The sequence below is a fragment of the Candidatus Dadabacteria bacterium genome (assembly GCA_009837205.1).
In the GTDB taxonomy this organism is placed as follows: domain Bacteria; phylum Desulfobacterota_D; class UBA1144; order Nemesobacterales; family Nemesobacteraceae; genus Nemesobacter.
Map to the genome: position 1 here is coordinate 6,301 of VXTZ01000027.1, position 12,247 is coordinate 18,547.

Below are 12,247 nucleotides of genomic sequence, written 5' to 3' on the forward strand. Positions count from 1 at the left end.
TCTTCTATCTAAAACACTCTAAAAAAGCTTTAGGAAAAAAGAATAAAAATGCTCAGAAAAGAAATTTGAGGCGTCGCCTAGTCACCCCCGGAGTATGCAAGGAGATCTGCATCTCCTCCTACGGAACTTTTGGGATCCAAGGTTTTCCTCGGCAGTCGCAAGCAGGTTTTGTCTGCGTCAAACTGAGCAACAATTTTGTACGTTCTTAGGGTTTTGGAGTTGTTAGAAGTGATTTGAAGGTCTTTAAAGGGTAGGAATTCGAGTTGGTTTATGCTACACTGTGTGCTTATAAGGCCGTTGTTCTCCTGTGTTATAACGTATTGTGATCACTCATACTTATACCACAAGCAACGGCTTTTCTATTAGAAGAATATAGGCGAAGTGTAAAAGAGATAAGCATCGAGTTTGGGTCGACAGGATACCTTGTAAAGATCACGGCAATTAGTGAAGACGGTTCCCGTGTTTATTTTGACCTCCGCAATGGTAACACAGGCTCCTTTCGCAATGCAGACCAAGAATATTCCATCGGTGAAGTTCTACTCATAGCTGATAATACGGATAACTCCGGCTTGAAAATTGAAAAAGCGCCTAATAGCGCTTGGCCTGATGCACTGTGGGTCGGAATCGTGAAGATTAAGCTTTCAGACATCACGGTAATCGATTCAGGCGGAAGGTTTCGGGTGGTCCCGACAGTAACCACGCCTAGTTACGATATCGGAAACACAGTTCAGGCCGGGGATGTGCAGGGAGTCACTAGGGTACTTTCCGAGACACCGATCAAGTACATTGATTTGCCGGAGGTGGATGATTCGGTTATTGATCAGTTCCGCTCAGAACATCCCAATGAGTCCGACCTCGGATTTGATGATTTCGGAGGTCTCCCAAGGGTTGTGGCTAGGGCGCGGGAATTGATTGAGGTACCACTAGCGAACAGCAAATCTCTGTCGGCGATTGGAGCACGTCCGATTAAGGGTGTACTTTTCACCGGGGAGCCAGGCACCGGGAAGACGATGTTGGCTCGTATAATTGCCTCGCAATCTGAGGCAACTTTCTACGAGATTTCTGGCCCAGTGATATTCAGCAAGTGGTATGGGCAGAGCGAGGAGTTGCTCAGGAAACTGTTTGAAAAGGCGGGGGAAGAGAAGAAAGCGATCATCTTCTTTGACGAGATCGATAGTATAGCCGCTCAGCGTGGAGACGAATCACATGAGGCATCAAAACGCGTTGTCGCTCAATTGCTTACGCTCATGGACGGGTTCGCTTCCGACACTAGCATTATTGTTATTGCTGCGACCAACCGACCTCAGGACCTCGATGTCGCCCTTCGAAGGCCGGGTCGCTTTGACTGGGAAATCGAGTTTCCCTACCCGGACGAGCGTGACAGAAAAGATATCCTGATAAAGACAGCGCGCCGACTCTGCACTAGAGAGCCGCTTCCCCACGCTATGATCGCAGAGAGGTCTGCCGGGTGGTCGGCAGCAGAACTAGCACAGATTTGGAGTGAGGCTGCATTACTGGCCGTTCAAGACCAGCGAAAGCAAATTTATGAAGAGGACTATATTGGCGGGTTCGAGCGTGTCTCCCGCAACCGGAATCGGGCGGGAGGTGTCAGGCGGACTGGAGGCAATTGATGAGTGTCGCATCTCGCATACGAGATTGGCTGCGATGCGCAAAGCCCCGACGGATCACGCAGAACTCCACCGGGCTGTTGCGGGAGTTCGTCTATTTGGACGAAGTGTCTGTCTATAGCATCCTAGCCTCACGAAAGGATGGAATCGCCGCCGAATTCACTGAGAGCCAGACGGCCTCTCTGAACACAGATGTCGAGGGTTCACTTAGCGTTGGGTTTAATGCGACGAAGGCAAAGCTGGGCTCTAAGCGGCAGAGTAGCCATGTTCAGAGTTCTCAGGTGCTGCGCAAGGCGATCATTCAGACGAGCTTCAAAGAACTGTACGATATTGAACAGTATTCGCTCGCGTTGAGTCCGCCTGACGCCGATTGTGTGCCCACAGTTCATACAGTCGACGATCTTGAGAAGAGACTCGATCTATCTGTCAAAGATGCTTGGCTTATCGATCCGAGCACCCTATGTCGAGGCGAACTCTTAGAAGTGGAAGTAGATCTGGAAGCTGATCCGATTTTTCGCATGGCTTCAATCATTACAACTCTTCAAGAACTCATGGAGGACAACGAGCATCTGTTCGGGAATGAGATTTCCGCCCAACTGCCTCAGATGCGTTCGATGGCGCAGTTACTGGAGAGTTTGCTCGTTGGCCTCGTTCCTATCCGAGGACGCCTTGTAGATTACAAGTCAGCCAAAATTGGTGATCGTGATATCTTAGTGCACCGATTGCTTCTTGAACAGATACCACCCGCCACCCAGCCCAAAACCTACCCTGCGTTTGTGGTCGGTGTTGCTCAGCATGATTTGTTTTGGAAGGATATTAGACGCGTACTATTCTCTCAGGCTCAGTACACTGTTTTCTGTCGGCTCGCAATAAGCGGTTTGGTGGAGAAGTGGCATCCAGTCAAGGTAGCGGGTGTTCTTGCGGGGATTGTCCCACAATTTGATGAATTGATTAGAGAATTCAGCGAAATAGCAAGCCGAGCCATGACTGCTACAGCCGACGCTTCAACAACATCGATAGGCGAAGACGAGCATTCAGCTACGGACATGATCAAAGCGTACGCCGAATTACTCTTAACCCACCAAGGTAGCACCCTCAACCCTGACATGATTGACGACATGATTCAAGGGATCTCGCCCGAACGTGACTGGCTGAGCAGTGTAGATGGACGACGAGACGTGTTTTACAAAGTGATGCAACGGGTCGAAAAGGCATTAGGAGTAAAGATATCGGGCGAAGTTGCTTACGAGATCAGGGATGCTGCCACGCGCAATGTCGGCCTCGCGGGTGTGCGGGTTCCTCAGGCGTCGAGCGGCAGAGAATACGATGCTGCGCCGGTTCCTAGTGGCCATGAAAGGTTCCTAGACACCGAAATCATAGCGATCTATTGGTAATCGTGCGGTGAGATATGAGTATCCAGTGTAGGCAGCGGTGCAAGAATGCTCCGTAGAAACAGCATAGAGGGGTGAAGAGGTTGCGGAGCGCTAAGTTAACGGGGGCGCACATAGCGCATACTGTGAATTACTCTCTTATAGGAGAGGGATATCGGGATTGGCCATGTTGGTGCTCAGGTTCAATCTTGATGCTGTAATCTATTATACAAAAAACACCAAGGAGAGTGTCGTTTAGCTAGTTATGCTATTTGTCTAGTTATGTATATAAGTTCCAATCTTTAGGCTATAGAGGGTATCGATTACCCGCTCTTTCGCAAAGAAGCAAACAAAACCAGTTCTTCTATGAGTTCTCGCATTTCCGAGGGAATCTCATCAACGTGCATGGCGTCAATAATTGCGGCCGGAGTGACGCTGACACCATAACTACCCTGCAAGTATTCATTAACGGTACTAATCGCCTCTTTGCCTGGGATAAGCTTGTAACGTTCGACCGGATCACTCCACAACCCCTCGAATTTTTCCAAACTTTCGACATCTATCCGTGCATCATCAACTTTAGTCCCTCGAGAGCGAGCAAATCTTCTATGGTGAGACAGAAATTGAGCTTCCACTGAACTTTTTTTATCCGCCGCAAACTCGTCTAACATCACCGCCGCCTCGGACACATATTCAATCTCCTTTCTCGTTCGCCGCACCTGATCCGAGATCCTTCTTCTTGCCGCCCGGTCTATAGCGGATGGCACCAGCACAAAATTCTCGATTTCCTTACGGTCAAGAATCTCCACATACTCACAAAAATCCCGGCACTTGTTTTCTATTTCCTCGCACTCCTCATCCGACCGGTAATCCCGATCAAGTATAGCGGCGGCAAGGATACCGCTTTCCAAGGTAGTTTCCATACCCTCCTTTAGAGACCTAATGCGGTCCGGATTAAAACCACCAACCGGAACTACTGCGAAGCCGTGTCGATTGCTTACACTTTCTTTTTTTAATTTTCGCGCGAACGCACCGAGAATATGGAAGTCCTTGCCCTCCACGAAAACGGCTTTCCGCGTTTTCGCCAATTGCGTAAGGGTCGGGTTGGTAGTCGAGCCTAATGCCGCAAACACTTCAACCAGTTGAGACGGGTTTTTCAATCGACGAGCGGAACTTAAGCGTTTGTCGATAAAAACGATATCTGTGGTTTCGGCCTCGGCGATTATTTCCGTCGAGTGAGTCGCGATCAGAATATCTGGACCTAGGTCGCGCAGGAGTAAGAGCAACTGACGTTGCAACTCCGAGTGCAAATAAATGTCGGGTTCATCAATCAAGAACAGCGATGAATCAGCTGATTGTATCAAATGCGTTAACATCTGACACCAGACCTGAAACCCGAAGCCCGACCAAAACAACTCCCGCATAACCCGATCTTCAAGGCAGAACATGTGTAGTCGCGTCGGTTTATGTGTCATATCAACATCGGGTCTCTGAATATCCATCCCAGGCCATGTCTCGGCCAAAACCTTGCGAAATTTTTCAAACTGTTCGGGGTAATAATGCCAGATATTGCGAAAATTCCGTGCGGCCCTGTAGTTAAACAACGCCCGGCGCGCTGCCTCCATCTGATACAAAGGTTCATGGTGTTCCACCGGTCCGAGAATCGGCACGAAACCAATCCTGCATTTAAATTCCCTCTTTACGCTTGACGGAGTCCTTGGAGAACCTCTTGGAGTGTCCAGTGTGAGTACGCAGGAACCCGGCGCCAGAAAATGAAGCGTCAAAGTATTTCCGTTTGACAGAGTGAATTTTATTTCGGCGCCCTGCTCGTCCTCATAATTGAAGAAGATGTTTTCTTCCGCTATGGAAATGTCTGACAAATCAACCGTATAACCGAAACCCAGTTCACCACTATGCATCGGCTTTCGCGCGTTAGCGATACGCATAGCGGAAGCCAGAATACGAAATGCCGTGAGCACGGTCGATTTGCCACAGTTATTCGGACCGACCAGTATGTTAAAATGCTTCAGGTCGATTCTGAAAGTCCTAAAGGCTTTAAATCGCTTGAATTCGATACGGGTGAATCTATCGAAGGTGTCTGTTTCAACCATGTAAAAACCCTTTTTTGCCGCGCTAAGATATAGGGAAAAACTAACTTATTCACATGGGCAAACAACTTTTTGAAGGAATCGGCGACTATCACCTTTCACTGAAAACTGAAAACTCAGAGGAACTTATCTCAGCGTAATTACTAAGTACAGTTTCTGGGGTTCTCTTCCAAGCTCTTCCCAACGACTACTTCTGCTCGGTAAATTCGGCGTCTATAACGTCGTCGCCCGAAGTGGAATTTCCCTGCTCGGGGGCTTGATCCTCAGTCCCACCCTCCCCGGCACCCGCAGAGGCTTCTTCCTGCTGCTTCTTGTACATCAGTTCCGCAAGCTTGTGAGAGACAGCGGTTATTTTTTCCGTAGCGAGATCAATTTTACCCAAGTCATCCGATTTAAGGGCTTCCCTTCCTTCCTCAAGTGCCTGCTCAAGCTCTTTTTTCTCATCCTCAGAGAGGCCATCGCCGAGTTCCTGGAAACTCTTGTCGGTCCTGTAGACAAGCTCGTCAAGCTGGTTTCTCTTTTGAACCTGCTCGCTTTTTTCCTTGTCCTTCTCGGACATCTTCTCGGCTTCCTCTACCATGGAGTCGATCTCGTCGCTGCTGAGCCCGCTTGAAGCCTCAACTTTCACTTTCTGCTCCTTCTGGGTCGCATTGTCCTTCGCGGATACGTGGAGTATTCCGTCAGCGTCGGTGTCGAAAGTGACTTCTATCTGAGGAATGCCCCTAGCCGCAGCGGGAATGCCCGACAGAATGAACCTCGCAAGCGTCCTGTTATCGGCAGCCATCTGCCGCTCTCCCTGCAGCACATGGATCTCAACCGAGTTCTGGTTGTCCTCCGCCGTGGTGAAGATCTGGCTTTTCTTGGTGGGAATGGTCGTGTTTCTTTCGATAATGGTGGTCATGACCCCTCCGAGGGTTTCTATGCCCAGTGAGAGCGGTACCACGTCGAGAAGGAGCATATCTGTCACGTCCCCCCCCAGCACGCCCGCCTGTATGGCAGCCCCCATGGCAACCACCTCGTCGGGGTTTATCCCCCTGCTAGGGTCCTTTCCGAAAAAGTCTGTAACGACCTTTTGTACAAGCGGGATCCTGGTCGATCCGCCGACCAGTATTACCTCTGCTATTTCGCCCGGGCGAAGCCCGGCGTCCTTAAGGGCCTGCTCGCAGGGCTTTAAGGTGCCTTTTATGAGATCCTCGATCAGCTGCTCGAACTTTGAGCGCGTTATCTTCAGCACAAGGTGCTTGGGACCGCTCGCGTCGGCCGTTATAAACGGCAGGTTTACTTCCGTCTCGACGGTGTTTGAAAGCTCGATCTTGGCCTTCTCGGCGGCTTCTCTTAACCTCTGCACGGCCATCTTGTCCGCCCCGAGGTCTATACCGGAATCCTTTTTGAACTCGGAGATAATGTAATCGATGACCCTCTTGTCAAAATCGTCTCCGCCGAGATGAGTGTCGCCGTTTGTAGACTTTACCTCTATGACGTTGTTTCCGACTTCAAGCACCGACACGTCGAAAGTTCCGCCCCCAAGGTCGTAAACAACAATCATACCCTCTTTTTTCTTGTCAAAACCGTAGGCCAAAGCTGCCGCGGTCGGCTCGTTTATTATGCGCTTTACGTCAAGACCGGCTATCTTTCCGGCGTCTTTCGTAGCCTGGCGCTGGCTGTCGTTAAAATAAGCTGGAACAGTGATAACGGCTTCAGTGACTTCGGAACCCAGGTAATCCTCTGCAGCCTTCTTAAGCTTCATGAGCACGTGCGCTGAGACCTGCGGGGGAGAGTACTCTTTTCCCTCTACCTCGACCCAGGCGTCCGATTTGCCTGATTTTACTACCTTGTAGGCAAGGCTGTCAGCTTCGCTCGATATCTCCTCGAACCTTCTGCCCATAAGCCTTTTCGTGGAGTAGACGGTGTTCTCGGGATTGGCCACGGCCTGGCGCTTCGCCGGTCCGCCGACCAGAACCTCTTCTCCGTCCTTTAGAAACGCGACCACCGAAGGGGTCGTTCTCGTGCCTTCCTCGTTGATTATCACTTTCGGCTCGCCGCCCTCAACGATGGCTACGCATGAATTGGTTGTTCCAAGGTCTATTCCTATTATCTTAGAAGCCATTTAATTCCTCCTGGGTTTTCTTCTTATTAGGGATGAATTTCAAGTTTCTCGGCCATGTATCCCCTGAGTTTCCCTATGGATTCGGCCTGTATCTGCCTTACCCTCTCCTGGGAAATCCCGAGGTCACGGGCTATTTCATGGAGTTTTCTTGGAGGTTCACTGAAATACCTCTCGTTTATCACCTTTTTCTGCCTCTCTGAGAGCATCTCGAGAGCTTCGCGCAGATTCTCCCTGGCAAGGCTGTCGAACCCGAGTTCGCCGAGCACCTGCTCTTGATTATCCGACGGATCAGGGAGCAACTCACCGTAAGTGGCCGAGGAGTCATCTCCTGCGGGACGCTCCGAGAGGGAAAGATCTCTTTTGGAAGCACGGACCTGCATCTCGGAGATTTCCTCTTCCTTGACGCCGAAATGGTCCGCCAGGCGGCTTATGTCGTCATCTTCCATGCTAACAGCGGTTATCCCGAGTTTGCGCTTCGCCCCTTCTATTCTCTGGAAAAGCTTTCTCTGGGACTGCGTTGTTCCGATCTTCACGTTGCTCCAGAACTTCATTATATGGTTCTGGATCCTTACCCTGATCCACCACACCGCGTAGGATATGAGCCTGTACCCCTTGTAGGGGTTGAATTTCTGAACGGCGCGCATCAGTCCTATTGAACCTTCCTGAACAAGGTCCATCATTGGAAAACCGTAAGACTTGTATTCAGAAGCGATTCTCACCACAAACCTTAGGTTTGACACCACAAGCTTGTTGGCCGCTTCAAGATCTTCGTTTTCGTAATATCTGACCGAAAGCGCGTACTCTTCCTCTTTTGAGAGAAGTGGATGTTTTTCCATCTCCCGCATGAAAACCGAAAGAGAATCGCACGTTGCAACTGCCGTTTGCATCTAGCATGTACCTCCACTTCTCAAACTAATCATCAAAAGGGGCATGTCAAGGTTTCAGAGCAAAATAAAAGAGAAGGGAAAAAACAATAGAAAATAATTTAAGTATTGATTCTAACCTGTTCAGATAATTGCCTCTATTGTCCCAATGATTATTTTCAGATTAAAGCGAAAGGAGTTTTATTATACAGAGGATGATCCAAGTGTGCGATACGCTATTTTATCGTAAGCGTCTGGTTCATTTTCTTTGTTTGACTCGAAACCCGAAGTCGCTTCGTCCAGATGCAGGAGTGAGATTGTGAAATTATACCGATCCGCAAAGAGAACCATTTCTTCACAAGGCTCTTTAAGCCATACTCCAGCATCAATCTCAAGGACTCCATTGTTCTTTTCGGCAACTTTTCTCTGAGCGGCAAGTGATTTATCAGGGATTTGAATGGGCGGCATGTCTACTGTCTTGAAAAACGCACCGGTTTTAAACGCAGGTCCGCTCGACCTCGACCACAGAATGAACTCATCTCTTGAGACGACAAGAATAGACCGCCGCTCAGTATAATGTAACCAGCGCAATATTGAAGCTGTCAGGGAAGTTTGATATCGATCGGAACATATTCCAATCATTCTCAGATCGGGTTTTATGCGCGGTCCAATTTGTTTTCTGAAGTCATCAAGGGGCATAAGCAAATTTGCCGCGAAACTGTTGGCTTGGCTTTCGATTTGGTTATAGTTGGAGTCCCATATCGCCATGTCTTCTTCCGTACACTGGATACCCCCCGGATACTTCAACCTGTGTAGAAGGTAATGACCGAATTCATGCGCTATAGTAAAATTTATTCTGCCTGATGAACTTATGGCGTTGTTATAGATAATCCCCCAGCCCTTTTTACCATTCTGCGCGGGATGCAACGCACCTTCGAAGCCACGTAGGGAACCGTCTAGTACATCTGTGATTGGATCGCCGGGAAACTTATGCTGGGAAAAGTCAAGCGCAAGTTGTTTTACTTTCACCGGAAACCGGTCGGCTTTATAAGTAGCATTGAGTATTAGGGTAAGATCGGTAGCCCAGCGCTCAGGAGACAGTTCTTTGGTCATTTATTTTTTCCCAATCAATTTTGCTATATCTCGAATTTTCTTACGGGTTTCAGGGGGCATTTTTTTATATTGTCGATAAAATTTGGCGTCAACCGCCTCCTCTTCGCTGACGGCTGCCTCATTGTCCAGCAGATATTCTATTTCCACCTCAAGTTCCTTGGCGATCCTGGCTATTTTCGTAGCGGATGGTCGTGGAAGGTTTCTGTTCTCAAGCTCCCAGATATAGCTTTTGCTGGAATCTGTTCGTTTAGCAAGTTCCTCAAGGGTTAAGCCCTTCTGTTTTCTGATCTTTTGAATCTTAGCGCCTAGAGTACTTGACATAGATTTTTCCAGTTTTTTGGCAGTTCACTATAGAAGTATTTTAATTACTTGACTTCAGAAATTCAATAGGGAATAATAAGTTCGGAGTATCGAACATTCATTGCTTGAAAAGAAATAGAAAATAGGTATAATAGATACCCATGGAACAGAAAACCAGATTCTTCAGAATATTGTCCCTTGACGGGGGTGGAATCAGAGGAATTTTCTCGGCTCGAGTTCTCGACCTAATGAACGATAAACTGGGCATCAACACCTATAATACCTTCGACCTTCTCGTAGGTACAAGTACGGGAAGTATCGTTGCTGCTGCCGTCGCGACGAGATATAACTTATCGAAACTCGTCCAAGACTACGAGTGTCATGCTCCCCGGATATTCAAAAAGAGGTTTCCCCTATGTGGTTTCTTGAGAAGCAGGTATGACAACGAAATTCTGGAGAACCTTCTGCATGAAAGCTTTGGAGAAATTACTCTAGGCGACATAAAAACGCCCTTGATAATTAACGCCACGAATGTCAGCACCGGGAAGGTGCATGTTTTCAAGTCTTCCTACCAAGAGGAGAGGCGTGGTGGCGACTATTCCCGTGATGGGGATGTGCCCCTTTACAAAGCTGTTTTAGCGTCATGTTCGGCACCGGTCTATTTCGACCCCGTGGAGATTTCGGGGGACCTTGTCTGCGATGGTGGGCTGTGGGCGAATAATCCGGCGCTTGTTGGATATGTTGACGCAGTAAGGAATTTCAACAAGGCTCCGGCGAACACGAGAATACTGTCTATAGGAACTGGAAACACCAGACAGTTCTATCTCCCCTCGTATATGTGGGGGTTGGTAACGGGCTGGAAAAAAGAAAAAATCGTGAATTTTGCCATGCTTAGCCAGACTCAATACGCTGAGAATTGTCTGAGCCTGATCATGCCTGAGAATGTTCTAAGAATAAATCCGGAGATTGAGAACTGGGACCTTGATGACTACAAGGTTCTGCCAACATTAAAGAGTTTAGCCTCGCGAGAGGTAACTAATCGCGGGGAGTTGATTAAGGAATTTTTACAATAATTATAGGAGGTATTGAAGTGAAGCACGTTAAGTATTTCGACGATTTTTTGAAGGAAAAAGTCAATCTAAACCAATCCAGACTGGACACTTTGGATCAGAAGGTTGAAGCTGTTACGAATCTGCTTAAATCCAAACTGGCTGGATACAGGAAATACAGTCCCCAAGGGTCCTACGCGCATAAAACCATCATAAAACCCGTTGCGGAGAACGATGAGTTTGATGCCGACATCCTGATTTTTATAAAGGATGAGGACTTTAAACCCGATGAGTTTCAGGAGGATTACGTAAGGAAGGTATATGACGTTTTTAAGGATAACGGAAACTACAAAGACATCGTTCACTTAAGCACCAGATGCGTTACCATCGATTATGCTGGGGATTTTCACCTCGACGTGGTTCCATGCGTCGAGTACCAAGGGAAATTCTATGTATGTAACAGAGTAGAGAAGAAGTACGAACAGACGGACGGTGATGGGTACAGAAGATGGTTTGCCGAGAAGAACAGAATTACCGGCAACAATCTCTTGAGAAAGGTAACTCGCCTTCTTAAGTTCCTGCGTGACCACAAGAGCAACTATTCTATAAAATCGATTCTGCTGACGACCCTTCTTGGGAATCATGTTTATATTTCTGATGAGGATTCGTCAGCGTTCAGTGATCTGCCACAGGCGTTAAAAACTCTGTCCAACAGGATTAATGATTTCCTGAAAAATAATCCGCAAATGCCGATCATTGAAAACCCGGTCTTACCCGGGGAAAACTTCAATAGAAATTGGGATGAGACCAAGTACAAGAATTTTCGCGAAAAGTTCAATTTATATAACACTAAAATTGACAAAGCCTTTGAAGAGAAAGACCACAACGAGAGTGTGAAGCTCTGGAGGGAGGTGTTTGGCGATGATTTCGGTAAATTACAGAAGAAGCCTAGCTCGGGGGCGGCTGCCGGCGGCCTTACGCCCATATATCCTACTAAACCATATGCTAGCCATGAAACCCCTATCTTACCCACGATTGAATACACTCCTGCAGAAATGGAGAAAATACGGTGCCGTTTTCCCGGTTTGTATTACGATAAAGGTGCCGTAAGGGGAGAGATCAGTTTCAGTGCAAGGTACGAACTCTCGGGCAGGAAGAAAAAGAAAAAATGGATAATAACGAACTGCTCTTCGGGGAAAAACTGCATTCAGGATGTCTACGAAATTAAAATACTCCTCAACGGACAACCAAAAGTCTTTGAGGTTGGAGGCAGGATTAAAAAGCTAGCGGAGAAACTCGGCCGCCCGATTGTTGACTTGCATTTATTTCCTGAGGATGAGAGTTGCTGCTTAGGGATCTTTTTGATAAATGAAAGGGAAACCTTAAGCAACTTTGTCATTAACAAAGTATACCCGTACTTTGTTTGGCAAGCTTATTTTGAAAAGTTCGGGAAAACTCCTCCTTGTGGAGAATATTCGCATGGAGAACAAGGTAAACGAGAGTTTCTGAAACATGTTTCCGATATAGGGCGAAATGATCCATGCCCTTGTGGAAGTGGGCTAAAATTTAAAATCTGTTGTCACTCAAAGACAAAAGGGAAAAAGAAACTCAGAGGCAATTCTCAATTTTGACTTATTAAGAGTCCTATTCCAAAATTTAGATAGCTTCGATGGTCGGCATGGCGATTAAAAATGGGACAAGTGGCCTAC

9 protein-coding genes are annotated in these 12,247 nt (G+C 47.7%); 4 read left to right on the forward strand and 5 right to left on the reverse strand.

Going from position 1 to position 12,247, the window contains the following annotated elements; translation table 11 throughout:
- Window positions 1-332 precede the first annotated feature (332 nt).
- A complete protein-coding gene (locus F4Z13_06980) occupies window positions 333-1,631 on the forward strand; it encodes a 26S protease regulatory subunit (protein MXZ48969.1) in 1,299 nt (432 codons plus the stop codon).
- A 95-nt stretch (window positions 1,632-1,726) separates the two neighbouring features.
- Complete coding sequence (locus tag F4Z13_06985; GenBank protein ID MXZ48970.1) at window positions 1,727-3,022, forward strand: hypothetical protein; 1,296 nt, start codon at window positions 1,727-1,729, stop codon at window positions 3,020-3,022.
- 299 nt (window positions 3,023-3,321) lie between these two features.
- On the opposite strand, the gene F4Z13_06990 is transcribed toward F4Z13_06985, so the two are convergent.
- The 5 genes from F4Z13_06990 to F4Z13_07010 form a co-directional block, all read right to left on the reverse strand.
- On the reverse strand, window positions 3,322-5,109 hold the full coding sequence (locus F4Z13_06990; protein ID MXZ48971.1) for an AAA family ATPase: 1,788 nt from the start codon (window positions 5,107-5,109) through the stop codon (window positions 3,322-3,324).
- 184 nt (window positions 5,110-5,293) lie between these two features.
- Window positions 5,294-7,213 (reverse strand): molecular chaperone DnaK, encoded by a 1,920-nt coding sequence (gene dnaK / locus F4Z13_06995; protein ID MXZ48972.1) that lies wholly within the window; start codon window positions 7,211-7,213, stop codon window positions 5,294-5,296.
- Between the two features lie 26 nt (window positions 7,214-7,239).
- On the reverse strand, window positions 7,240-8,100 hold the full coding sequence (locus tag F4Z13_07000) for a sigma-70 family RNA polymerase sigma factor (protein ID MXZ48973.1): 861 nt from the start codon (window positions 8,098-8,100) through the stop codon (window positions 7,240-7,242).
- Window positions 8,101-8,280: 180 nt separating this feature from the next.
- Entirely contained in the window at window positions 8,281-9,189 is a 909-nt protein-coding gene (locus tag F4Z13_07005) for an ImmA/IrrE family metallo-endopeptidase (protein MXZ48974.1), read from the reverse strand.
- The gene (locus tag F4Z13_07010; protein ID MXZ48975.1) at window positions 9,190-9,510 is read right to left on the reverse strand and encodes a helix-turn-helix transcriptional regulator; all 321 of its coding nucleotides are present in this window, start codon (window positions 9,508-9,510) and stop codon (window positions 9,190-9,192) included. It lies immediately after the preceding gene.
- 140 nt (window positions 9,511-9,650) lie between these two features.
- On the opposite strand from F4Z13_07010, the gene F4Z13_07015 reads away from it, so the two are divergent.
- The gene (locus F4Z13_07015; protein ID MXZ48976.1) at window positions 9,651-10,562 is read left to right on the forward strand and encodes a patatin-like phospholipase family protein; all 912 of its coding nucleotides are present in this window, start codon (window positions 9,651-9,653) and stop codon (window positions 10,560-10,562) included.
- Between the two features lie 17 nt (window positions 10,563-10,579).
- Window positions 10,580-12,169, forward strand: a complete 1,590-nt coding sequence (locus tag F4Z13_07020; GenBank protein MXZ48977.1) for a hypothetical protein — start codon at window positions 10,580-10,582, stop codon at window positions 12,167-12,169.
- The last annotated feature ends 78 nt before the right edge of the window (window positions 12,170-12,247 follow it).

Coding starts and splice junctions, on each gene's coding strand:
- dnaK (MXZ48972.1), bottom strand. CDS start 7,213: ATGGCTTCTAAGATAATAGGAATAGACCTTGGAACAACCAATTCATGC.
- F4Z13_07010 (MXZ48975.1), bottom strand. CDS start 9,510: ATGTCAAGTACTCTAGGCGCTAAGATTCAAAAGATCAGAAAACAGAAG.
- F4Z13_07015 (MXZ48976.1), top strand. CDS start 9,651: ATGGAACAGAAAACCAGATTCTTCAGAATATTGTCCCTTGACGGGGGT.
- F4Z13_07005 (MXZ48974.1), bottom strand. CDS start 9,189: ATGACCAAAGAACTGTCTCCTGAGCGCTGGGCTACCGATCTTACCCTA.
- F4Z13_06990 (MXZ48971.1), bottom strand. CDS start 5,109: ATGGTTGAAACAGACACCTTCGATAGATTCACCCGTATCGAATTCAAG.
- F4Z13_07000 (MXZ48973.1), bottom strand. CDS start 8,100: ATGCAAACGGCAGTTGCAACGTGCGATTCTCTTTCGGTTTTCATGCGG.